Genomic DNA, 21,356 nt, shown 5'->3' on the forward strand with positions numbered 1-21,356 from the left:
TTTGGGAGAGGGCCGGGGTGAGGTGAGGGTTACACCCAATCCCGAACCTGAATAAACTCACGCAAGGCAGCCTCCGGGCTGCCTTCTTTTGGTTCGTAACAGTACTCCCAGCGCACCAGCGGCGGCATCGACATCAGAATCGACTCCGTGCGCCCGCCGGTCTGCAGGCCGAACAGCGTCCCGCGATCCCATACCAGGTTGAACTCCACGTAGCGCCCGCGGCGGTAAAGCTGGAACTCACGCTCGCGCACGCCGTAGTCGGTGTTTTTACGGCGTTCGACGATGGGCAGATACGCATCGGTATACCCTTCGCCTACCGCGCGCATAAAGCTGAACGCGGTATCAAAATCAGGCGCGTTGAGATCGTCAAAGAACAGCCCGCCGATGCCGCGCTGCTCGTCGCGGTGCTTCAGGTAAAAGTAGTCGTCGCACCACTTTTTAAATTTCGGGTAGACGTCTTCGCCAAACGGCAGGCAAAGATCCCGCGCGGTGGTGTGCCAGTGCACGGCATCTTCTTCGAAGCCGTAGTAGGGCGTTAAGTCGAAACCGCCGCCGAACCACCAGACCGGGTCGGCGCCCGGTTTTTCCGCAATGAAAAAGCGCACGTTGGCGTGGCTGGTGGGCACAAACGGGTTGTGCGGATGCACCACCAGCGAGACGCCCATCGCCTCGAAGCTGCGGCCCGCCAGCTCAGGACGATGCGCCGTCGCAGACGCGGGCATGGCGTCGCCGTGTACGTGGGAAAAATTCACGCCCGCCTGTTCGAAGATGCCGCCGTTTCGCAGCACGCGGCTGCGCCCGCCGCCCCCGGCCTCGCGCTGCCAGCTATCTTCCTGAAATTCACCGCCGTCTGCGGCGGCCAGTTTCTGGCAGATCTCATCCTGCAGCTGCAGCAGGAAGGTTTTTACCAGTTGAGCATCGGGTTTCATCAACGTTTCCTGGAGTGCGCTTTCTGGTTATCGAACCAGTTGAAGTAGCTGATAATGCCGGAGGCGATGGCGTTGGCGATCTTCTGACGAAACGCCGTGGTGCCGAGGAGTCGCTCTTCTTCCGGGTTGGTAATGAAGGAGGTTTCCACCAGCACGGACGGGATGGACGGTGATTTCAGGACCACGAACGCCGCCTGCTCGGTGCCTTTGCTGTGCAGACGATGCACCGGCTTAATCTTCTTCAGAATATGCGAGCCGAGCGTCAGGCTGTTTTTGATCGTATCCGTCTGCACGAGGTCGAAAAGCACCTGCTGTAGCAGGTGGTCTTTGTCAGTGGCTTTCTTCCCGGCGACTTCATCCGCCCGGTTTTCGCGGTCGGAGAGGTATTTTGCCATGGCGCTACTGGCGCCACGGTTGGAAAGCGCAAATACCGAGGCACCGGCCGCAGAAGGGTTGGTAAAGCCGTCGGCGTGGATCGACATAAACAGATCCGCACCGTGCTGGTGGGCGATTTCTACGCGGTCATACAGCGGAATAAAGGTATCGCCAGAGCGCGTCAGACGGGCGTCAATGCCGTTACTGCGTAAAATTGCGCGCACATTTTTTGCAATCGCCAGCACGACGTGTTTTTCTTTCGACCCGTTTTTGCCGATGGCGCCGGTATCAATACCGCCGTGGCCCGGGTCGAGCATCACCAGACGCTTCGCGCCCGGCTTTTTGGTTTTCGGTTTGCTGTGTCCGTTACTGGTTTTGAGCGTGCTCTCGTCTTTCGCCTGAGCCTGCTTTGCGATGCCCGTTAACGTTAAGGCCGCCAGCCCCGCTTTGAGAACCTGACGACGCGATGTGAGTGCTTTTAATGGTTTGAATGTGCTCATGCGGCCTGAATACTAAAAAAAGGGGTCCTGGTGTTATATCGTATCGTGTTTCCCGTTACGACAGTCCATATTGAGAATTGTTTTACTTTTCATTTCAATACGTGACAAAGTGACATTATGCCAAATTTTGGCGAGATTTTCCCCGGTTATTGGCTAAAGGCGTGCTTCGCGCCATAATCACTGTTTTTAAACCCGAAAAGGCGGTTAATACCATGGAGATACGCGTTTTTCGCCAGGAAGATTTCGAAGAGGTGATCACCCTTTGGGAGCGCTGCGATCTGCTGCGTCCGTGGAACGATCCGGAAATGGATATCGAACGTAAGGTCAATCACGACGTCAGTCTGTTCCTGGTCGCGGAAGTCAACGGTGAGGTTGTGGGGACGGTAATGGGCGGTTACGACGGCCACCGCGGCTCGGCCTATTATCTGGGCGTCCACCCGGAATACCGTGGCCGCGGCATTGCCAATGCGCTGCTGAACCGGCTCGAGAAGAAGCTGATCGCCCGCGGCTGCCCAAAAATCCAGATCATGGTGCGGGAAGATAACGACGTGGTGCTGGGCATGTATGAGCGTCTGGGCTATGAACACGCTGACGTGCTGAGTTTAGGAAAGCGTCTGATCGAAGATGAAGAGTACTGAAATCCATCCGGCAGACTATGACGCGCAGGGCCGCGTCAGGCTGCCCTTTTTATTCTGGTGCGTTCTGCTGCTGCAGGCCCGGACCTGGGTGCTGTTTGTGATGGCCGCCGCGTCGCGCGGGCAGGGCGACACGCTGCTGAATCTCTTTTATCCCGATCATGATGCCTTCTGGCTCGGCTTGCTGCCGGGCGTACCGGCGGTGGTCGCTTTTTTATGCAGCGGACGACGGCAGGCGATCCCACGCTTTTGGCGAGCGCTTCGCTGGCTGCTGATCCTCGCCCAGGTTGCGCTGCTCTTCTGGCAGCCGGTACTCTGGTGGTACGGTGAACCGCTGACGGGCACCGGCGTTGCGCTGGTGGTTGCCGATATTGTGGCCCTGCTGTGGCTGCTGACCAACCCGCGTCTTCGCGCCTGTTTTGCGCATGAGGATGATTAATCCGGCACTTTTTGCCGATGCCGCACTCCAACAAGCGTTGATTTAACAAGAAAGGACGTTTCAATGAAATCGCTGCGTTTACTTTTATGCGCTCTCCCGCTGGCCTTGACCGGCTGTTCGACGCTCTCCTCCATTAACTGGTCCGCCGCGTATCCGTGGAACTGGTTTGGCTCATCAACGGAAGTGACCGAGCAGGGCGTGGGCAAAATTACCGCCGCGACGGCGCTGGATCAGGACGCTATTCAGGATGCGCTCAGCGGCGATTACCGCCTGCGCAGCGGCATGAAAACGGAGAATGGCAATATTGTTCGCTATTACGAAGCGCTGAAGGGTGACAAGCTTGCGCTGGTGATCAACGGTGACAAAGGCACCGTAAACCGTATCGCTGTGATGGATGAAGATATTCCGACGGCGAGCGGTGTGAAGGTGGGTACGCCGTTTAGCGAACTTTATAAGCAGGCTTTTGGCAACTGCACCAGCCTGCCGTCTGACGACAAGGTCGCGGTGGAATGTAAGGCTGAAGGCAGCCAGCACATCAGCTATGTCTTCACCGGAACCTGGAGCGGTCCGGAAGGACTGATGCCGTCTGACGACACGCTCAAGAGCTGGAAAGTGAGCAAAATACTCTGGAAGCAGTAATTTGCGCCTGAACAAACCGCCTCGCTGAAATCCGGGTATAATAGCCGCCATCAATGCCACGCTGACGTGGCATCTTTATTTCAGGAGGAGCGATGTCTCAGGTTCAGAGTGGCATTTTGCCAGAACATTGCCGCGCGGCGATTTGGATTGAAGCCAATGTTAAAGGGGACGTGGATGCCCTGCGTGCGGCCAGTAAAGCGTTTGTTGATAGGCTGGCAACCTTCCAGGCCAAATTCCCGGAAGCCCACCTCGGCGCCGTTGTTGCCTTTGGCAATAACGTCTGGCGTCAGCTGAGCGGTGGCGAAGGGGCGGAAGAGCTGAAAGACTTCATCCCTTACGGCAAAGGTCTGGCTCCGGCGACCCAATACGACGTGCTGATCCATATTCTCTCCCTGCGTCACGACGTGAATTTCTCCGTTGCCCAGGCGGCAGTAGCGGCTTTTGGCGACAGCATTGAGGTGCAGGAAGAGGTTCACGGCTTCCGCTGGGTGGAAGAGCGCGATCTGAGCGGCTTCGTCGACGGCACCGAAAACCCGGCGGGTGAAGAGACGCGTCGCGACGTGGCGGTGATCAAAGACGGCGTGGACGCGGGCGGCAGCTACGTGTTCGTGCAGCGCTGGGAGCACAACCTCAAGCAGCTTAACCGCATGAGCGTGCACGACCAGGAGATGATGATTGGTCGTACTAAAGAAGCCAATGAAGAGATCGACGGCGACGATCGTCCCGTTACCTCTCACCTGTCCCGCGTTGACCTCAAAGAAGACGGCAAAGGGCTGAAGATTGTTCGCCAGAGCCTGCCGTACGGTACCGCAAGCGGCACGCACGGCCTCTACTTCTGCGCCTACTGCGCGCGCCTGTATAACATTGAGCAGCAGCTGCTGAGCATGTTTGGTGATACCGACGGCAAGCGCGACGCCATGCTGCGCTTCACCAAACCGGTGACCGGCGGCTATTACTTTGCGCCGTCCGTTGAGCGTCTGCTGGCGCTGTAATGGCCTTTCTTCCTCTCCCTGTTGGAGAGGGCCGGGGTGAGGGCATCAGGCCGCACCCCTTATTCCCTTTTCTGCTTCTAAATCACCAAACGGTATATAAAACCGTTACTCCTTTCATCCCCGTTATAAATATTATGACTATAAGATAGTCATCACATTTATAAGGGTGCGCAATGGCCGTTACTGTACTGAAAAAAGGAACTCTGGCGCTGGCAGGTTTACTGCTGGTGGCACAGGCGCAGGCGACTGAACTGTTAAACAGTTCGTATGACGTCTCCCGCGAGCTGTTTGCCGCCCTTAATCCACCGTTCGAACAGCAGTGGGCGAAAGACAATAACGGCGACAAGCTGACCATCAAGCAGTCCCACGCCGGGTCGTCCAAGCAGGCGCTGGCGATTTTGCAGGGCCTGAAGGCGGATGTGGTGACCTACAACCAGGTGACTGACGTGCAGATCCTGCACGATAAAGGCAAGCTGATCCCGGCGGACTGGCAGAGCCGACTGCCGAACAACAGCTCGCCGTTCTATTCTACCATGGGCTTCCTGGTGCGTAAGGGTAACCCGAAGAATATCCACGACTGGAGCGACCTGGTGCGTTCCGACGTGAAGCTGATTTTCCCGAACCCAAAAACCTCCGGTAACGCTCGCTACACCTATTTAGCCGCGTGGGGCGCGGCCGACAAGGCTGACGGTAATGATAAAGCCAAAACCGAGCAGTTCATGACCCAGTTCCTGAAAAACGTCGAAGTGTTTGATACCGGCGGCCGCGGGGCGACCACGACCTTCGCGGAGCGTGGTCTCGGCGACGTGCTGATCAGCTTTGAATCGGAAGTGAATAACATCCGCAAACAGTACGAAGCGCAGGGCTTTGAGGTCGTTATCCCGAAAACCAACATCCTGGCCGAGTTCCCGGTGGCGTGGGTGGATAAAAACGTGCAGGCAAACGGTACCGAGAAAGCGGCAAAAGCCTATCTCAACTACCTGTACAGCCCGCAGGCGCAGACCATCATTACCGATTACTACTACCGCGTGAACAACCCGGACGTAATGAACAAGCTGAAAGATAAGTTCCCGCAGACCGATTTGTTCCGCGTCGAAGATCATTTCGGCTCCTGGCCTGATGTGATGAAAACGCATTTTGCCAGCGGCGGTGAGTTAGACAAACTGCTGGCGGCGGGGCATAAGTAATGTTTGCAGTTTCGACAAAACGCGTGCTGCCGGGCTTTACCTTGAGCCTCGGGACAAGCCTGCTGTTCGTCTGCCTGATCCTGCTGTTGCCGCTCAGCGCGCTGGTGATGCAGCTTGCTCAGATGAGCTGGGCGCAGTACTGGGACGTGGTCACCAACCCGCAGGTGGTGGCGGCCTACAAGGTGACGCTGCTGTCGGCGTTTGTTGCCTCCATTTTTAACGGCGTGTTTGGCCTGCTGATGGCGTGGATCTTAACCCGCTATCGCTTCCCGGGCCGCACGCTGCTTGACGCCCTGATGGATCTGCCGTTTGCGCTGCCGACGGCGGTGGCGGGCTTAACCCTCGCGTCGCTCTTCTCTGTGAACGGGCTGTACGGCGAGTGGCTGGCGAAATTTGATATCAAAGTGACCTACACCTGGCTCGGTATCGCGGTGGCGATGGCCTTTACCAGCATCCCGTTTGTGGTCCGTACCGTGCAGCCGGTGCTGGAAGAGTTGGGTCCGGAATACGAAGAAGCGGCGGAAACGCTGGGTGCCACGCGCTGGCAGAGCTTCCGCAAGGTGGTTCTGCCGGAACTCTCTCCGGCGCTGATGGCGGGCGTTGCGCTGTCGTTTACCCGAAGCCTCGGTGAGTTCGGCGCGGTGATTTTTATCGCCGGGAACATCGCCTGGAAAACTGAAGTCACCTCGCTGATGATTTTCATCCGTTTGCAGGAGTTTGATTATCCGGCGGCGAGCGCGATTGCCTCGGTGATCCTGGCGGCCTCGCTGCTGCTGCTGTACTCGATTAACACTCTGCAAAGTCGCTTTGGTCGACGTGTGGTAGGTCACTGATGGCGGAAGTTACGCAATTGAAGCGATACGATGCACCCCGCATCAACTGGGGTAAATGGTTTCTGATTGGGGCGGGCGTGCTGGTTTCCGCCCTCATTCTCGTCGTGCCGACGGTTTATATCTTCGTTCAGGCGTTCAGCAAGGGCCTGATGCCCGCGCTGGAAAACCTGGCGAACCCGGATATGCTGCATGCCATCTGGCTGACCGTGCTGATTGCGCTGATCACCGTGCCGGTGAACCTCGTGTTCGGGACCCTGCTGGCCTGGCTGGTGACCCGCTTTAACTTCCCAGGACGTCAGCTGCTGCTGACCCTGCTGGACATTCCTTTCGCCGTATCGCCGGTGGTGGCGGGTCTGGTGTACCTGCTCTTTTACGGCTCCAACGGTCCGTTGGGCGGCTGGCTGGACGAGCATAACCTGCAGATCATGTTCGCCTGGCCGGGCATGGTGCTGGTCACCATCTTCGTGACCTGTCCGTTTGTGGTGCGTGAGCTGGTGCCGGTGATGTTAAGCCAGGGGAGCAACGAAGACGAAGCGGCGGTGCTGCTGGGCGCGTCAGGCTGGCAGATGTTCCGCCGCGTGACGCTGCCGAACATCCGCTGGGCGCTGCTTTACGGCGTGGTGCTGACCAACGCCCGCGCGATCGGTGAGTTCGGTGCCGTTTCCGTTGTTTCCGGGTCGATTCGCGGTGAAACCCTGTCGCTGCCGCTACAGATTGAATTGCTGCAGCAGGACTACAACACCATCGGCTCGTTTACTGCCGCAGCGTTGCTGACGCTGATGGCCATCTTGACCCTGTTTTTGAAGAGTGTGGTGCAGTGGCGTTTAGAAAATCAGGAAAAACGTCAGCATCAGGAGGGAAATCATGAGCATTGAGATTGCCAATATTAAGAAGTCTTTTGGTCGCACCCAGGTGCTGAATGATATCTCGCTGGATATCCCTTCCGGACAAATGGTGGCGCTGCTGGGGCCTTCTGGCTCGGGTAAAACCACGCTGCTGCGTATTATCGCCGGGCTTGAGCATCAGACCAGTGGGCACATCCGCTTTCACGGCACCGACGTGAGCCGCCTGCACGCCCGCGATCGTAAAGTAGGCTTTGTGTTCCAGCATTACGCGCTGTTCCGCCACATGACCGTGTTCGACAACATTGCGTTTGGCCTGACGGTGCTGCCGCGTCGCGAGCGTCCAAATGCAGCGGCTATCAAAGCCAAAGTGACCAAACTGCTGGAGATGGTGCAGCTTGCGCATCTGGCGGACCGTTTCCCGGCCCAGCTTTCCGGCGGTCAGAAGCAGCGCGTGGCGCTGGCGCGCGCGTTAGCCGTTGAGCCGCAAATCCTGCTGCTGGATGAACCTTTCGGCGCGCTGGACGCGCAGGTGCGTAAAGAGCTGCGCCGCTGGCTGCGCCAGCTGCATGAAGAGCTGAAATTCACCAGCGTCTTCGTGACCCACGATCAGGAAGAGGCGATGGAAGTCGCGGATCGCGTGGTGGTCATGAGCCAGGGCAACATTGAGCAGGTTGACGAACCGGAGCAGCTCTGGCGCGAGCCGGCGACCCGCTTCGTGCTGGAGTTTATGGGCGAGGTAAACCGTCTGCAGGGCACTATTCGCGGCGGTCAGTTCCACGTCGGTGCGCACCGCTGGCCGCTGGGCTATACCTCCGCGCATCAGGGGCCGGTCGATCTGTTCCTGCGTCCGTGGGAAGTGGACGTGAGCCGCCGAACCAGCCTGGATTCACCGCTGCCGGTGCAGGTGCTGGAAGCTAGCCCTAAAGGTCACTACACCCAACTGGTGGTACAGCCGCTGGGCTGGTATACCGAGCCGCTGACCGTGGTTATGCGCGACGACGTGCCGCCGCACCGGGGCGAGCGCCTGTTTGTTGGGCTGCAGCACGCCCGTATTTATCACGGGAAGGAGCGCATCGAGACGCGCGAGGATATTGCTCTGGCTGAGACAGCCTGATAGGTTATTAGGATGTTTATCGCCCGGTGGCGCTGCGCTGACCGGGCCTACAGTTATCACTGCGTCTTGTAGGCCGGGATCGCTGCGCGCGCCCCGGCTTTTTTATTGAGTAAAAATCGTGAATACACTCGAACACACCATCGGCAACACTCCTCTGGTCAAGCTTCAGCGCATGGGGCCGGACAACGGCAGCGAAATCTGGGTCAAACTCGAAGGCAATAACCCGGCGGGGTCGGTGAAAGACCGCGCGGCGCTGTCGATGATTGTCCAGGCCGAAAAACGCGGAGAAATTAAGCCAGGCGACGTGCTGATAGAGGCCACCAGCGGCAATACCGGTATCGCCCTGGCGATGATTGCGGCGCTGAAAGGCTACCGCATGAAGCTGCTGATGCCGGACAACATGAGCCAGGAGCGCCGCGCCGCGATGCGTGCCTACGGGGCCGAGCTGATTCTGGTGACCAAAGAGCAGGGAATGGAAGGCGCGCGCGACTTAGCGCTGGAGATGGCCGAGCGCAGCGAAGGTAAACTGCTGGATCAGTTCAACAACCCGGACAACCCGTACGCGCACTACACCACCACAGGCCCGGAAATCTGGCAGCAAACCGACGGGCGTATCACCCATTTTGTCTCCAGCATGGGCACCACCGGCACCATTACCGGGGTATCGCGTTTTCTGCGCGAGCAGGAAAAAGCCGTCACCATCGTTGGCCTCCAGCCGGAAGAGGGGAGCAGCATTCCTGGCATTCGCCGCTGGCCGGCGGAGTATATGCCCGGCATCTTTAATGCGCAGCTGGTGGACCAGGTGCTGGATCTTCACCAGCGCGAGGCGGAAAATACCATGCGTGAGCTGGCCGTGCGCGAAGGTATCTTCTGCGGCGTCAGTTCGGGCGGCGCGGTAGCGGGTGCGATTCGGGTAGCGCAGGCAAACCCGGGTGCCGTAGTGGTGGCGATTATTTGCGATCGCGGCGATCGCTATCTGTCTACCGGCGTCTTTGGTGAAGAGAGTTATTCGCAGGGGGCGGGGATTTAAGCGTCATGGAGATGATTCTATTCCGGGATAATACCCGAGCGCAGCAAACCGACATTGTCGCCGTGCAGTCGCAGGTGGTTTACGGCAGCGTGGGGAACAGCATTGCGGTACCGAATATTCGTACCCACAGGCTGAACGTTACCGCCGTGCCGACGGTACTGTTTAGCAACACGCCGCACTACGACACGTTTTATGGTGGAGTGATCCCCGATGAGTGGTTCAGCGGCTATCTTAAGGCGCTGGAAGAGCGCGAGATCCTGCGCGAGCTTAAAGCGGTCACCACCGGCTATATGGGCAGCGCCAGCCAGATCGTCCTGCTGGCTCAATGGCTGAAGGCGGTCAAAGCGCAGCATCCTGACCTGCTGGTGTTGGTCGACCCGGTTATCGGCGATATCGACAGCGGTATGTACGTGAAGCCTGAGATCCCGCAGGCGTATCGGGAGCATCTGCTGCCGCTGGCGCAGGGGATCACGCCAAACGTCTATGAGCTGGAAGTGTTAAGCGGCAAACCGTGCCGTACGCCTGAGAGCGCCATCGCTGCGGCGCAGGGACTGCTCTCCGACAGCCTGAAATGGGTGGCGATCACCAGCGCGCCGGTGGCCGATGACCCGGAAAACATCCACGTAGTGCTGGTGACGAATGAAGGCGTGACCGTCAGCGCGCACCCGCGCGTAGAAACCGATCTGAAAGGGACGGGCGATCTGTTCTGTTCAGAGCTGGTGAGCGGAATTGTTGAGGGGAAAACCGTTGCTGATGCCATTCGCATGGCCGGCGATCGGGTGACTGATGTGATGCTCTATACCCAGTCGAAAGGCTACGACGAGCTTATCCTACCGGCATAAACAAAAATGGCGCCCGAAGGCGCCATTTTTCTGTGCGGCAAGAATTACTTCTTGATGCGGATAACCGGGGTTTCACCCACGGTGACGCTGCCAGACAGTTTGATCAGTTCTTTGATTTCGTCCATGTTGGAGATAACAACCGGCGTCAGGGTAGACTTGGCTTTTTCTTCCAGCAGTGGCAGATCGAATTCAATTACCGGGTCGCCAACTTTAACACGCTGGCCTTCTTCCGCGATACGTTTGAAGCCTTCGCCTTTCAGTTCAACGGTGTCGATACCGAAGTGAACGAACAGTTCGATACCGCTATCAGATTCGATAGAGAACGCATGGTTGGTTTCAAAAATTTTACCGATGGTGCCGTCAACTGGAGCAACCATTTTGTTGCCAGTTGGTTTGATAGCAATGCCATCACCAACGATTTTCTCAGCAAACACTACATCCGGCACGTCTTCGATGTTGACGATCTCGCCGGAGAGCGGAGCAACAATCTCAATAGTTCCGGAGTCTTTCTTATCATCAGAAACCAGAGATTTCAGTTTATCGAACAAACCCATGATCTTCTCCTAAGCAGTAATTTGGGCCGCATCTCGTGGATTAGCAGATTGTTTTTTCTTCAATGAACTTGTTAACCAGCGTCATTAACTCGTCCGTTGTCGGTTGAGCAAGAGCCTGCTCTGCTAACACCTTCGCATCTTCGAAGTTCGTGTTACGGATAATCTTCTTAATGCGCGGGATGGAAATGGCGCTCATAGAGAATTCGTCCAGACCCATACCCAGCAACAGAAGTGTAGCACGTTCGTCGCCTGCAAGCTCACCACACATGCCAGTCCATTTACCTTCTGCATGAGAAGCATCAATAACTTGCTTGATCAAGTTCAGTACGGACGGTGACATTGGCTGGTAGAGATGTGAAATCATATCATTACCACGGTCAACTGCCAGGGTGTACTGCGTTAAATCATTGGTGCCGATACTAAAGAAATCAACTTCTTTGGCTAAATGACGCGCAATGGTCGCCGCCGCAGGTGTTTCCACCATCACGCCGATCTCGATTGACTCGTCAAACGCTTTACCTTCGTCGCGCAGTTCCTGTTTGTAGATTTCGATCTCTTTCTTCAGTGCACGCACTTCTTCAACAGAGATGATCATCGGGAACATGATGCGCAGTTTACCGAAAGCAGAGGCACGCAGGATCGCGCGAACCTGGTCACGCAGGATCTCTTTACGATCCATCGCGATACGGATTGCACGCCAGCCCAGGAACGGGTTCTCTTCTTTCGGGAAGTTCATGTACGGCAGCTCTTTGTCGCCACCGATGTCCATGGTACGGACGATAACCGCCTGAGAGCCACACGCTTCAGCCACGGCTTTATAAGCAGCAAACTGCTCTTCTTCCGTTGGCAGCGCGTCTCGGTCCATGAACAGGAATTCTGTACGATAGAGACCTACGCCTTCCGCACCGTTGCGCTCAGCGCCATCAACGTCGCGGACGGTACCGATGTTTGCGCACACTTCTACCTGATGGCCGTCCAGGGTGATGGCTGGCAGGTCTTTCAGCTTAGCGAGTTCCGCTTTTTCAGTCGCAACCTGCTCCTGAACCGCGCGCAGTTTATCGATCTCTTCATTGGTTGGGTTGACGTAAACCAGATTGTTTACGGCATCCAGAATCAGATAGTCGCCGTTTTTCACCTGAGAGGTGACGCTACCGGTACCTACGATGGCAGGCAGTTCCAGAGAGCGCGCCATGATAGAGGTGTGGGAGGTACGGCCACCCGCGTCGGTGATAAAACCGAGGACCTTTTTCAGGTTCAGCTGTGCGGTTTCAGACGGGGTGAGGTCAGCGGCAACCAGGATAACTTCATCCTGAATCGCGCTCAGGTCGATGATGGCCAGACCCAGGATGTTGCGCAGCAGGCGCTTACCGATGTCACGTACGTCAGCCGCACGCTCTTTCAGGTATTCATCATCCAGTTCTTCCAGGGCAGTTGCCTGACCTTCGATAACTTCATGCGCAGCCGCATCGGCCGTCATGCCTTTATCTTTAATCAGGGCTATGATTTCCTGCTCCAGCTCCTCATCTTCGAGCAGCATGATGTGCCCTTCGAAGATGGCTTCTTTTTCTTCACCGAAAGTTTCGCCAGCTTTAGTTTTGATTGCTTCCAGTTGCGCAGATGCCTTGGCACGACCGCTCAGAAAACGTTCAACTTCCTGATCAACCTTGTCGGCAGAAATTTTTTTCCGGTCGATGACGATCTCGTCTTCTTTCAGCAGCAGTGCTTTGCCGAAAGCGATACCCGGGGATGCTAAAATGCCTGAAATCATAACCCTACCTTACTTGTGACTGATATTTAAAAGAACCCGGAAACTTACTCGAGCTCAGCCATCAGTTTTACCAGATGCTCAACTGCTTTCTGCTCGTCTTCACCTTCTGCAGAGATGGTGACAACGGTGCCCTGAGTCAGGCCCAGAGTCTGCAGTTTGAACAGGCTTTTTGCGCTCGCGCTTTTGCCGTTGGAAGTCACAGTGATTTCAGAAGTGAAGCCTTTTGCTTCTTTAACAAACTGAGCAGCAGGGCGGGTGTGCAGACCGTTCGGAGCGGTAATGGTAACTTCTTGCTGGAACATTGTATTTCCCCAACTTATAGGTTTAGTGTTGTGGAACTAAAGTCTAGCCTGGCGACTGAACTTTAGCCTGTATTGTTAGCGCTGACGTTTCGATCGTCATTAAACATTATGCAGCGAAAGCAAGACTTGAACCAAATCATAAAATCGATTCAGCAAGGCTATTTCATTCACCGATTAATTTCACGCATCAAAATAATTGCTGGTTTAAATACCAGACCCAACGGGGTGAAGCAATGGCAGGAGGGGCAAAAGTTTGAAGCAGGCCACAAAAAAGCACCTGAAAAGGTGCTTTTTTACGCGTTATTAACATGCTGGCACTACTGTTGCAGCTCTTTTTCGGTAAACAGATCGGCAAACAGTGCGGTGCTCAGGTAACGCTCGCCCGAAGAAGGAAGGATAACCACAATATTCTTGTTGGTAAAGGCTTCATCTTCCTGAAGCTTGAGTGCTGCCGCAACGGCTGCACCGGAAGAGATACCCGCCAGAATGCCTTCTTCATCCATCAGGCGACGTGCGGTAGAAATGGCTTCTTCGTTAGTGATTGTTACCACTTTATCGATTAACTTCAGATCCAGGTTGCCCGGAATGAAGCCTGCGCCAATACCCTGAATTTTATGCGGGCCTGGTTTAAGCTCTTCACCCGCCAGTGCCTGGGTGATAACCGGTGAGTCAGTTGGCTCAACGGCAACGGTGATCAGGTCTTTTTTACCCTTTGTGCCTTTAATATAGCGTGACACACCCGTCAACGTACCGCCGGTACCTACGCCGGAGATAAAGACGTCAACCTGGCCGTCGGTATCTTCCCAGATTTCCGGACCGGTGGTCTTCTCGTGAATTTCCGGGTTAGCCGGGTTGCTGAACTGCTGAAGCAGCAGATATTTCGCCGGATCGCTGGCCACAATCTCTTCAGCTTTCTGAATGGCGCCCTTCATGCCCTTCGCGCCTTCGGTGAGCACCAGGTTCGCGCCCAGCGCTTTGAGCAGCTTACGACGCTCGATGCTCATGGTTTCTGGCATGGTCAGCGTCAGCTTGTAGCCACGCGCGGCAGCCACATAGGCCAGAGCGATACCGGTGTTACCGCTGGTCGGTTCCACCAGCTCAACGCCAGGCTTCAGTACGCCACGTTTTTCAGCATCCCAAATCATGTTTGCACCGATACGGCATTTTACGCTGAAGCTCGGGTTACGTGATTCGACCTTCGCCAGAATGCGTCCATTACCGATACGGTTCAGTCGAACCAGGGGCGTATGACCGATAGTCAGCGAGTTGTCTTCATAAATCTTACTCATGGCCTGTCCTTAACTGTATGAAATTGGGATACCGACCCAGCATACCTGTTGAGCAGGTAGGGGGAAGTAAGGAATTCGCATATCTATATACTGCAAGGAAATAATGGGGATCAGTATGGAATAAGGGGCGGCATAAGCCACCCCTGCTTTACACATTTTTGCATTATTTCCATAACGCGTGCTTAGCACGGTAGCAGTCAACCCACATCACCGTCGCGCCGCAGACGGCGACGGGCATGATGAACAGATTCAGGAAGGGAATCATGGTGAACAGGCTGGTCAGCGCGCCAAACTGCATATTGGCGACCTTCTGGCTGCGCAGGGCAGTGCGCATCTCTTTAAACGGCACCTTGTGGTTATCGAACGGATAGTCGCAGTACTGGATGGCCAGCATCCAGGCGCTGAACAGAAACCACAGCACCGGTGCCACCGTCTGGCCAATGCCTGGCACAAAGTAGAGGATAAGCAGCACAATCGCGCGGGGCAGGTACCAGGCAAACTTCTGCCACTCGCGCTTCATGATGCGTGGCAGGTCTTTCATGATCCCCAGCACGTCAGTGTCCGGCGGCGTCGCACCGGTAAGCCGCGCTTCAAGCTGTTCCGCCAGCAGACCGTTAAACGGTGCGGCTATCCAGTTGGCAATCGTCGAAAAGAAGTACCCAAACACCAGCAGCACGGAGATTACCGCCACCGGCCAGAGCAGGTAGTTAAGCCACTGCAGCCAGTCCGGCACGTAGCTCATCAGCGACGGGATCCAGCTCTCCAGCTTTGTGAATAGCCACCAGAACGCGCCGCCCATCAGAATAATGTTGATCAATAGCGGCAGGATCACGAAGCGTCGAATCCCCGGCAGGGAGACCAGTTTCCAGCCCTGAGAAAAATACCAGACCCCGCTGCGCGGGGGAGAAGAAGATGTTGAAACCATAGCCAGGCTGTACTCCTTTTTACACAACCAGTGGAATTGCCTGCCTATATTATCCACTTACGGAGCAATGACCAGTTCGGAAATGTTCGAAAAACCAGCAAAAAGCACGATTTCCTTCATCTTTATGCTGTGAATGCTCTGCACACACTTGCACTTGACGTAAACGGCAAATACTCTTAGTGAGTAAATGTTTGCCGTGGTGGCAAGGTGTTAGAACAACAGAGAATATAATGATGCAGGATTTGCGTCTGATATTAATCATTGTTGGCGCGATCGCCATAATCGCTTTACTGGTACATGGTTTCTGGACCAGCCGTAAAGAGCGTTCCTCGATGTTCCGCGATCGCCCACTGAAGCGCATGAAGTCCAGTCGTGACGACGATGACAGTGAAGATGACATCGACGGCAGCGATGACGACGGCGTGGGTGAAGTTCGTGTTCATCGGGTCAATACTGCGCCCGGCGCAGGCCATGGGGAGCATGAAGCGCCTCGTCCTTCGCAGCACCAGTATCAACCGCCGTATGCTTCTGCGCAGCCGCGCCAGCCAGCGCCGCAGCCTGTGGAAGAGCCGGTGCGCCAGCCGCCGCAACAGCCTGTCTATCAGCAGCCTGCTGCGCCACAGCCGGTTCAACAGCAGCCGGTGCAGCAGCCCGTGCAGCAACAGCCTGATCAGCCGGTACAACAACCGCAGCAGCCTGTTCACGTACAGCCTGCGCCTCAGCCTGCTCCGGCCCCGCACGTTGAGCCTGAGCCCGTTGTAGAGCCAGAGCCGGTTGTTGAAAAACCGCAGCGTAAAGAAGCGGTGATCATCATGAACGTGGCCGCGCATCACGGCAGCCATCTCAATGGTGACGTGCTGCTCAACAGTATTCAACAGGCAGGATTCAAGTTTGGCGATATGAACATTTTCCATCGCCATCTGAGCCCTGACGGTAGCGGTCCGGCGCTGTTCAGCCTGGCCAACATGGTTAACCCCGGCACCTTTGATCCGGAAATGACCGGTGATTTCGTGACCCCGGGCGTCACTATCTTTATGCAGGTGCCTTCTTACGGCGACGAACTGCAAAACTTTAAGCTGATGCTGCAGTCCGCTCAGCACATCGCTGACGAAGTCGGTGGCGTGGTGCTTGACGATCAGCGTCGAATGATGACCCCGCAGAAGCTGCGCGAGTATCAGGACCGCATCCGCGAAGTCAAGGAAGCTAACGCGTAATCGTCGCGTTTACTTCAACTCCTCCTCAACCCCCGCCTGTCGGGGGTTTTTTCTCATTGATGGTGCGATATGGACTCAATCGAACAACAACTCACTGAACTGCGAACCACGCTTCGCCATCATGAATACCTCTATCATGTTATGGACGCGCCGGAAGTCCCGGATGCCGAATATGACCGCCTGATGCGCGAGCTGCGTGAATTAGAGGCGCAGCATCCGGAGCTTATCACGCCGGATTCCCCCACCCAGCGCGTCGGCGCTGAGCCGCTGGGGGCTTTCAGCCAGGTGCGCCATGAGGTGCCGATGCTGTCGCTGGATAACGTATTTGATGAAGAGAGCTTCCTCGCGTTTAACAAGCGCGTGCAGGATCGCCTGAAAAGCAGCGACTCCCTCACCTGGTGCTGCGAGCTCAAGCTGGATGGCCTGGCGGTCAGTCTTCTCTATGAAAACGGCGTGCTGGTGCGCGCCGCGACGCGTGGCGACGGCACGACGGGCGAAGACATCACCACCAACGTGCGTACCATCCGCGCGATACCGCTGAAGCTGCAGGGTGACAACATTCCCGCACGTCTGGAAGTGCGCGGCGAGGTGTTCCTGCCCCAGGCGGGCTTCGAGAAAATTAACGACGAGGCGCGTCGCACCGGCGGGAAGGTGTTTGCTAACCCGCGTAATGCGGCGGCAGGCTCTCTGCGCCAGCTTGACCCGCGTATTACCGCGAAGCGACCGCTTACTTTCTTCTGCTACGGCGTCGGTATTCTGGAGGGCGGCGAGCTGCCGGATACGCACCTCGGACGCCTGCTGCAGTTTAAAGCGTGGGGCCTGCCGGTGAGCAACCGCGTTCAGCTCTGCGACTCGCCGGAAGCGGTACTGGCGTTCTACCACAAGGTGGAAGAGGACCGCCCGACGCTCGGTTTTGATATAGATGGCGTCGTCATCAAGGTGAATTCACTGGCGCTGCAGGAGCAGCTGGGCTTTGTGGCGCGCGCGCCGCGCTGGGCGGTGGCGTTTAAATTCCCTGCTCAGGAACAGATGACCTTCGTTCGCGACGTGGAGTTCCAGGTCGGCCGTACGGGGGCGATTACCCCGGTCGCACGTCTGGAGCCCGTGCAGGTTGCGGGCGTGCTGGTGAGTAATGCCACGTTGCATAACGCCGATGAAATCGAACGCCTCGGCCTGCGCATTGGTGACAAAGTGGTGATTCGCCGCGCGGGCGACGTTATCCCGCAGGTGGTTAACGTTGTGGAGTCAGAACGTCCTGCCGATACGCGCGAGATCGTCTTCCCGACCCACTGTCCGGTGTGCGGGTCCGACGTTGAGCGTGTTGAAGGCGAAGCGGTGGCGCGCTGTACGGGTGGCTTAATCTGTGGTGCGCAGCGTAAAGAGTCGCTGAAGCACTTCGTCTCCCGTCGGGCGATGGACGTCGACGGCATGGGCGACAAGATTATCGATCAGCTGGTTGAGAAAGAGTATGTCCATACGCCAGCGGATCTCTTCAGGCTGACGGCAGGTAAACTGACCGGTCTGGATCGCATGGGGCCAAAGTCAGCCCAGAATGTGGTTAACGCGCTGGAAGCTGCCAAAGAGACCACTTTTGCCCGCTTCCTGTACGCGCTGGGCATTCGTGAAGTGGGTGAAGCGACGGCCGCGGGCCTGGCGGCGTACTTCGGCACGCTGGAGGCGCTGGAAAAGGCTAGCATCGACGAGCTGCAGAAAGTCCCTGACGTAGGCATTGTGGTCGCCACGCACGTCTTTAACTTCTTCGCCGAAGAGAGCAACCGTGAAGTTATCGGCAAGCTGCTGGAGGAGGGCATCAGGTGGCCCGCGCCGGTGGTGGTTAACGCCGAAGAGATCGACAGCCCGTTCGCCGGTAAAACGGTAGTCCTGACCGGCAGCCTGAGCCAGCTTTCACGCGACGATGCGAAAGCGCGCCTGGTGTCGCTGGGGGCCAAAGTGGCGGGCAGCGTGTCGAAGAAAACCGACCTGGTGATCGCCGGGGAAGCGGCGGGCTCTAAGCTGGCGAAAGCCCAGGAGCTCGGCATTGAGGTTATCGACGAAGCGGAAATGATGCGTCTGTTAGGAGAGTAACGTGGAGAAAGAACAGCTCGTTGAGATTGCCAATACGGAGATGCCGTTCGGTAAATACAAGGGCCGCAGGCTGATTGATTTGCCGGAGGAGTATCTGCTGTGGTTTGCCCGCAAGGATGAATTCCCGGCAGGGCGGCTGGGCGAGCTGATGGCTATCACGTTACTGATCAAAACCGAGGGGCTGACCCAGCTGGTTCATCCCCTGAAACGTCCTTAAGCCTTCGCGGCGCGGGTCTCTTCCTGCGCCAGCTTTTCGGTCTGGCGCTTGTAGCGACGCGCCAGCACCGCGCAGACCATCAGCTGGATCTGGTGAAAAATCATCAGCGGCAGCACCATCATCCCAATCACCGAGGTCGGGAACAGAATATTGGCCATCGGGATACCGTTAGCCAGGCTTTTCTTCGAACCGCAGAAGACAATAGTGATTTCATCCGCTTTGCTGAAGCCGCACCTGCGTGCCACAAAGACGTTTACCGCAATCACAATCGCCAACAGGACGAGGCTGACTACCACGATAAACAACAGCGAGCCTGCGCCTACCTTATGCCAGATCCCGTTCACGACCGCTTCGCTGAAGGCGGAATAGACCACCAGCAGAATCGACGACTGGTCGGTTTTGGAGATCCATTTTTTGTGCTTCGCCACGAACGCCCCGGTCCATGGACGGGATAGATGTCCCAGGACAAACGGCAGCAGCAGCTGCAGGCAGATTTTTCCAACCTGCTCGAGATTGCCTTCCGCGCCGTGCATGTTCATCAGCAGGCCCACCAGCAGCGGGGAAACGAAAATCCCTAACAGGCTGGATGCCGATGCCGAGCAAACCGCGGCCGCCACGTTTCCTCCCGCGAGAGAGGTAAAGGCAATGGCGGACTGTACGGTAGCCGGCAGAATACAGAGATACAGGAAACCGGTGTAGAGCGCCGGGTCGACGTTAACCGGCGCCCACCAGGCAAACAGCACTCCGAGGATTGGGAACAGAATGAACGTGCTGCACATCACCCAGAGATGCAGCCGCCAGTGGCTACCGCCGGCAATAATCGCTTCGCGCGAGAGCTTTGCGCCGTGCATAAAGAACAGCAGCGCGATGGCGGCCGTCGTCAGCCCTTCAAAAAACGGGACGAAGCCCCCGCGGGCGGGGAAAAACGAGGCCAGTAAAACGGTAACAACCAGGGTAAGCGTAAACGGATCAACAATACGAAATAGTTTCATAATGACTCCTGAAAACAGATGTCGCTATTGTGCTTTTTTCTATTTGAGAAATAAAATTGATTTATTGCATCCATTCATGAATAAAACAGATGAATTATTCCTTACGTCAGCTTCGTATTTTCGTCACCGTCGCTCACGCCCGCAGCTTTAGCCGGGCAGGGGAGACGATCGGCCTGAGCCAGTCGGCGGTCAGCCACAGCGTGAAAGAGCTGGAGAATCAGACCGGGGTGAAGTTACTTGACCGCACCACGCGCGAAGTGGTGCTGACCGAAGCGGGGCAGCAGCTCGCCCTGCGTCTTGAACGATTGCTGGATGAGCTGAACAGCACGCTCAGAGACGTGGGGAGGCTGGGTCAGCAGCTTTCGGGGACTGTGCGCGTCGCGGCCAGCCAGACGATCTCAGCGCACCTTATCCCGCAGTGTATTGCCGAGGGAAATCATCGCTACCCGGACATTGATTTTGTCCTGCATGACAGGCCGCAACAGTGGGTGCTGGAGAGCATCCGTCAGGGCGATGTGGATTTTGGTATTGTTATCGATCCCGGCCAGGCGAGCGACCTGGCGTGCGAAAGCGTACTTTCCGAGCCATTCTTGCTGCTCTGCCGTGACGACGACCCGCTGGCCGCGTTACCGGAGGTCAGCTGGCAGTCCCTGACCGGCGCGAACCTGGTTTTACAGGATTATGCCTCGGGCAGCCGTCCGCTGATTGATTCCGCGCTGGTGAATCAGGGCGTAAAGGCAACGATCGTGCAGGAGATTGGGCACCCGGCAACGCTGTTTCCCATGGTGGAAGCAGGGATTGGCATCAGCGTGTTGCCCGCCCTGGCGCTTCCCCTACCGCAGGGAAGTCGACTGGCCGTGAAGCGGTTGACGCCCGTTGTCGAGCGAAAGCTAATGCTGGTGCGGCGAAAAAATCGTTCACTTTCGGGGGCGGCGCAGGCTATCTGGGAAGTGGTGCGTATCCAGGCACAGCGATTAACCGAGGCCCGCATACGCGATCCACTGTTTAACGCATCAGAAGATTAGATGTAGATATCAATTTGATTAGTGTCTGATGGGCTATTCACGCCTTCCACTTTGCCCAGTTTTTGTTCCTGCTTCTTCTGGGCCTCTTCGGCCTGCTGGCGCTGCAGCGCGGCGAGCTGCGCCTGCAGCACTTTGATCTGGGTCTGAATAAGCTCCTGCTGCTTCTTCTTCTCATCAGCGCTGCCGGTGTTGTTCGCCAGTTCTTTTAGCTGCTGAGTCAGCTTATTGATCTTGTCAATAATACTGCTGATCTGGGAAGCGATGTCGTTGCTGCCAGAAGCACCACTCCCACCGCTGCTGGTTTGAATCATTTGGGTTGAAGCCTGAATGGTCGTCATAGTATTTCCTCGCGTTATAAAACAGAGGTATCGGCACCAACGGGATTAGCTTGAGCAAAACTGCCATATCTGGCAGGGAGTTACATCTATACATAATCAGTATTAATGATGTGGTAAAAGTGTACTGGAAGGCGAAAGTAGACAAACTGCAGATAGCAAAAAAGCGCCTTTAGGGCGCTTTTTTACATTGGTGGGTCGTGCAGGATTCGAACCTGCGACCAATTGATTAAAAGTCAACTGCTCTACCAACTGAGCTAACGACCCGAAATGGTGGGCGATGACGGGCT

The 21,356-nt window shown here is 56.4% G+C and carries 23 protein-coding genes and 1 tRNA gene; 14 read left to right on the forward strand and 10 right to left on the reverse strand.

Annotated elements, in window-relative coordinates; genetic code table 11:
• Window positions 1-29: 29 nt before the first annotated feature.
• The gene (hemF, locus tag UTM25_RS03625; RefSeq protein ID WP_059446261.1) at window positions 30-929 is read right to left on the reverse strand and encodes an oxygen-dependent coproporphyrinogen oxidase; all 900 of its coding nucleotides are present in this window, start codon (window positions 927-929) and stop codon (window positions 30-32) included.
• Window positions 929-1,804, reverse strand: coding sequence for an N-acetylmuramoyl-L-alanine amidase AmiA (amiA, locus tag UTM25_RS03630; protein WP_023308739.1), 876 nt, complete (start codon window positions 1,802-1,804; stop codon window positions 929-931). The genes hemF and amiA overlap by 1 nt, the downstream gene beginning before the upstream one ends.
• Before the next feature lie 212 nt (window positions 1,805-2,016).
• On the opposite strand from amiA, the gene UTM25_RS03635 reads away from it, so the two are divergent.
• The 10 genes from UTM25_RS03635 to pdxK all read left to right on the forward strand — a co-directional run bounded on the left by UTM25_RS03635 (window position 2,017) and on the right by pdxK (window position 10,360).
• Entirely contained in the window at window positions 2,017-2,442 is a 426-nt protein-coding gene (locus UTM25_RS03635) for a GNAT family acetyltransferase (protein ID WP_032643505.1), read from the forward strand.
• Window positions 2,429-2,878 (forward strand): DUF2919 domain-containing protein, encoded by a 450-nt coding sequence (locus UTM25_RS03640; protein WP_194400284.1) that lies wholly within the window; start codon window positions 2,429-2,431, stop codon window positions 2,876-2,878. The genes UTM25_RS03635 and UTM25_RS03640 overlap by 14 nt, the downstream gene beginning before the upstream one ends.
• 63 nt (window positions 2,879-2,941) lie before the next feature.
• The gene (locus UTM25_RS03645; protein WP_194400286.1) at window positions 2,942-3,517 is read left to right on the forward strand and encodes an RpoE-regulated lipoprotein; all 576 of its coding nucleotides are present in this window, start codon (window positions 2,942-2,944) and stop codon (window positions 3,515-3,517) included.
• A 92-nt stretch (window positions 3,518-3,609) separates the two neighbouring features.
• On the forward strand, window positions 3,610-4,509 hold the full coding sequence (locus tag UTM25_RS03650; RefSeq protein WP_194400288.1) for a Dyp-type peroxidase: 900 nt from the start codon (window positions 3,610-3,612) through the stop codon (window positions 4,507-4,509).
• 173 nt (window positions 4,510-4,682) lie between these two features.
• Window positions 4,683-5,696: a sulfate ABC transporter substrate-binding protein gene (locus UTM25_RS03655; RefSeq protein WP_023308734.1), complete on the forward strand. Its 1,014-nt coding sequence runs from the start codon at window positions 4,683-4,685 to the stop codon at window positions 5,694-5,696.
• On the forward strand, window positions 5,696-6,529 hold the full coding sequence (gene cysT, locus UTM25_RS03660) for a sulfate/thiosulfate ABC transporter permease CysT (protein ID WP_004123378.1): 834 nt from the start codon (window positions 5,696-5,698) through the stop codon (window positions 6,527-6,529). The genes UTM25_RS03655 and cysT overlap by 1 nt, the downstream gene beginning before the upstream one ends.
• Window positions 6,529-7,404: a sulfate/thiosulfate ABC transporter permease CysW gene (gene cysW / locus UTM25_RS03665; RefSeq protein WP_023308733.1), complete on the forward strand. Its 876-nt coding sequence runs from the start codon at window positions 6,529-6,531 to the stop codon at window positions 7,402-7,404. Before cysT ends, cysW begins: the two co-directional genes overlap by 1 nt.
• Window positions 7,394-8,488 carry a sulfate/thiosulfate ABC transporter ATP-binding protein CysA gene (cysA, locus tag UTM25_RS03670; protein WP_194400290.1) on the forward strand — a complete coding sequence of 365 codons (1,095 nt, stop codon included), beginning with the start codon at window positions 7,394-7,396 and terminating at the stop codon, window positions 8,486-8,488. Before cysW ends, cysA begins: the two co-directional genes overlap by 11 nt.
• A 118-nt stretch (window positions 8,489-8,606) precedes the next feature.
• On the forward strand, window positions 8,607-9,518 hold the full coding sequence (gene cysM / locus UTM25_RS03675) for a cysteine synthase CysM (RefSeq protein ID WP_194400292.1): 912 nt from the start codon (window positions 8,607-8,609) through the stop codon (window positions 9,516-9,518).
• A gap of 5 nt (window positions 9,519-9,523) precedes the next feature.
• Window positions 9,524-10,360 carry a pyridoxine/pyridoxal/pyridoxamine kinase gene (gene pdxK / locus UTM25_RS03680; protein ID WP_023332955.1) on the forward strand — a complete coding sequence of 279 codons (837 nt, stop codon included), beginning with the start codon at window positions 9,524-9,526 and terminating at the stop codon, window positions 10,358-10,360.
• A gap of 44 nt (window positions 10,361-10,404) precedes the next feature.
• Here the strand turns inward: pdxK and crr are convergent, their stop codons facing one another.
• The 5 genes from crr to cysZ form a co-directional block, all read right to left on the reverse strand.
• Window positions 10,405-10,914 carry a PTS glucose transporter subunit IIA gene (gene crr / locus UTM25_RS03685; protein WP_003861316.1) on the reverse strand — a complete coding sequence of 170 codons (510 nt, stop codon included), beginning with the start codon at window positions 10,912-10,914 and terminating at the stop codon, window positions 10,405-10,407.
• 40 nt (window positions 10,915-10,954) lie between these two features.
• A complete protein-coding gene (gene ptsI / locus UTM25_RS03690; protein ID WP_023332954.1) occupies window positions 10,955-12,682 on the reverse strand; it encodes a phosphoenolpyruvate-protein phosphotransferase PtsI in 1,728 nt (575 codons plus the stop codon).
• A 44-nt stretch (window positions 12,683-12,726) separates the two neighbouring features.
• The gene (gene ptsH, locus UTM25_RS03695) at window positions 12,727-12,984 is read right to left on the reverse strand and encodes a phosphocarrier protein Hpr (protein ID WP_000487600.1); all 258 of its coding nucleotides are present in this window, start codon (window positions 12,982-12,984) and stop codon (window positions 12,727-12,729) included.
• A 317-nt stretch (window positions 12,985-13,301) separates the two neighbouring features.
• The gene (gene cysK / locus UTM25_RS03700) at window positions 13,302-14,273 is read right to left on the reverse strand and encodes a cysteine synthase A (protein WP_014884739.1); all 972 of its coding nucleotides are present in this window, start codon (window positions 14,271-14,273) and stop codon (window positions 13,302-13,304) included.
• A 163-nt stretch (window positions 14,274-14,436) separates the two neighbouring features.
• Window positions 14,437-15,198, reverse strand: coding sequence for a sulfate transporter CysZ (gene cysZ / locus UTM25_RS03705; protein ID WP_194400294.1), 762 nt, complete (start codon window positions 15,196-15,198; stop codon window positions 14,437-14,439).
• 230 nt (window positions 15,199-15,428) lie between these two features.
• Between cysZ and zipA the strand changes: the two genes are divergently transcribed.
• The 3 genes from zipA to UTM25_RS03720 all read left to right on the forward strand — a co-directional run bounded on the left by zipA (window position 15,429) and on the right by UTM25_RS03720 (window position 18,714).
• Window positions 15,429-16,412: a cell division protein ZipA gene (zipA, locus tag UTM25_RS03710; RefSeq protein ID WP_194400296.1), complete on the forward strand. Its 984-nt coding sequence runs from the start codon at window positions 15,429-15,431 to the stop codon at window positions 16,410-16,412.
• 69 nt (window positions 16,413-16,481) lie between these two features.
• Window positions 16,482-18,497 (forward strand): NAD-dependent DNA ligase LigA, encoded by a 2,016-nt coding sequence (gene ligA, locus UTM25_RS03715; RefSeq protein WP_194400298.1) that lies wholly within the window; start codon window positions 16,482-16,484, stop codon window positions 18,495-18,497.
• A 1-nt stretch (window position 18,498) separates the two neighbouring features.
• Complete coding sequence (locus tag UTM25_RS03720) at window positions 18,499-18,714, forward strand: DUF3820 family protein (protein ID WP_121931860.1); 216 nt, start codon at window positions 18,499-18,501, stop codon at window positions 18,712-18,714.
• Here the strand turns inward: UTM25_RS03720 and UTM25_RS03725 are convergent.
• Window positions 18,711-19,706, reverse strand: coding sequence for a bile acid:sodium symporter family protein (locus UTM25_RS03725; RefSeq protein WP_047060698.1), 996 nt, complete (start codon window positions 19,704-19,706; stop codon window positions 18,711-18,713). The two genes, UTM25_RS03720 and UTM25_RS03725, sit on opposite strands and share 4 nt — an antisense overlap.
• 89 nt (window positions 19,707-19,795) lie before the next feature.
• On the opposite strand from UTM25_RS03725, the gene UTM25_RS03730 reads away from it, so the two are divergent.
• Window positions 19,796-20,731 carry a LysR family transcriptional regulator gene (locus UTM25_RS03730; protein ID WP_194400300.1) on the forward strand — a complete coding sequence of 312 codons (936 nt, stop codon included), beginning with the start codon at window positions 19,796-19,798 and terminating at the stop codon, window positions 20,729-20,731.
• On the opposite strand, the gene UTM25_RS03735 is transcribed toward UTM25_RS03730, so the two are convergent.
• Entirely contained in the window at window positions 20,728-21,069 is a 342-nt protein-coding gene (locus UTM25_RS03735; protein ID WP_194400302.1) for a FlxA-like family protein, read from the reverse strand. The two genes, UTM25_RS03730 and UTM25_RS03735, sit on opposite strands and share 4 nt — an antisense overlap.
• A gap of 188 nt (window positions 21,070-21,257) precedes the next feature.
• Window positions 21,258-21,333: transfer RNA gene (locus tag UTM25_RS03740), tRNA-Lys, on the reverse strand.
• Window positions 21,334-21,356 lie beyond the last annotated feature (23 nt).

The sequence above is a fragment of the Enterobacter sp. 61D5 genome, assembly GCF_034107965.1.
GTDB lineage: Bacteria > Pseudomonadota > Gammaproteobacteria > Enterobacterales > Enterobacteriaceae > Enterobacter > Enterobacter cloacae_M.

Coding starts and splice junctions, on each gene's coding strand:
- hemF (WP_059446261.1), bottom strand. CDS start 929: ATGAAACCCGATGCTCAACTGGTAAAAACCTTCCTGCTGCAGCTGCAG.
- amiA (WP_023308739.1), bottom strand. CDS start 1,804: ATGAGCACATTCAAACCATTAAAAGCACTCACATCGCGTCGTCAGGTT.
- UTM25_RS03635 (WP_032643505.1), top strand. CDS start 2,017: ATGGAGATACGCGTTTTTCGCCAGGAAGATTTCGAAGAGGTGATCACC.
- UTM25_RS03640 (WP_194400284.1), top strand. CDS start 2,429: ATGAAGAGTACTGAAATCCATCCGGCAGACTATGACGCGCAGGGCCGC.
- UTM25_RS03645 (WP_194400286.1), top strand. CDS start 2,942: ATGAAATCGCTGCGTTTACTTTTATGCGCTCTCCCGCTGGCCTTGACC.
- UTM25_RS03650 (WP_194400288.1), top strand. CDS start 3,610: ATGTCTCAGGTTCAGAGTGGCATTTTGCCAGAACATTGCCGCGCGGCG.
- UTM25_RS03655 (WP_023308734.1), top strand. CDS start 4,683: ATGGCCGTTACTGTACTGAAAAAAGGAACTCTGGCGCTGGCAGGTTTA.
- cysT (WP_004123378.1), top strand. CDS start 5,696: ATGTTTGCAGTTTCGACAAAACGCGTGCTGCCGGGCTTTACCTTGAGC.
- cysW (WP_023308733.1), top strand. CDS start 6,529: ATGGCGGAAGTTACGCAATTGAAGCGATACGATGCACCCCGCATCAAC.
- cysA (WP_194400290.1), top strand. CDS start 7,394: ATGAGCATTGAGATTGCCAATATTAAGAAGTCTTTTGGTCGCACCCAG.
- pdxK (WP_023332955.1), top strand. CDS start 9,524: ATGGAGATGATTCTATTCCGGGATAATACCCGAGCGCAGCAAACCGAC.
- crr (WP_003861316.1), bottom strand. CDS start 10,914: ATGGGTTTGTTCGATAAACTGAAATCTCTGGTTTCTGATGATAAGAAA.
- ptsI (WP_023332954.1), bottom strand. CDS start 12,682: ATGATTTCAGGCATTTTAGCATCCCCGGGTATCGCTTTCGGCAAAGCA.
- ptsH (WP_000487600.1), bottom strand. CDS start 12,984: ATGTTCCAGCAAGAAGTTACCATTACCGCTCCGAACGGTCTGCACACC.
- cysK (WP_014884739.1), bottom strand. CDS start 14,273: ATGAGTAAGATTTATGAAGACAACTCGCTGACTATCGGTCATACGCCC.
- cysZ (WP_194400294.1), bottom strand. CDS start 15,198: ATGGTTTCAACATCTTCTTCTCCCCCGCGCAGCGGGGTCTGGTATTTT.
- zipA (WP_194400296.1), top strand. CDS start 15,429: ATGATGCAGGATTTGCGTCTGATATTAATCATTGTTGGCGCGATCGCC.
- ligA (WP_194400298.1), top strand. CDS start 16,482: ATGGACTCAATCGAACAACAACTCACTGAACTGCGAACCACGCTTCGC.
- UTM25_RS03725 (WP_047060698.1), bottom strand. CDS start 19,706: ATGAAACTATTTCGTATTGTTGATCCGTTTACGCTTACCCTGGTTGTT.
- UTM25_RS03730 (WP_194400300.1), top strand. CDS start 19,796: ATGAATTATTCCTTACGTCAGCTTCGTATTTTCGTCACCGTCGCTCAC.
- UTM25_RS03735 (WP_194400302.1), bottom strand. CDS start 21,069: ATGACGACCATTCAGGCTTCAACCCAAATGATTCAAACCAGCAGCGGT.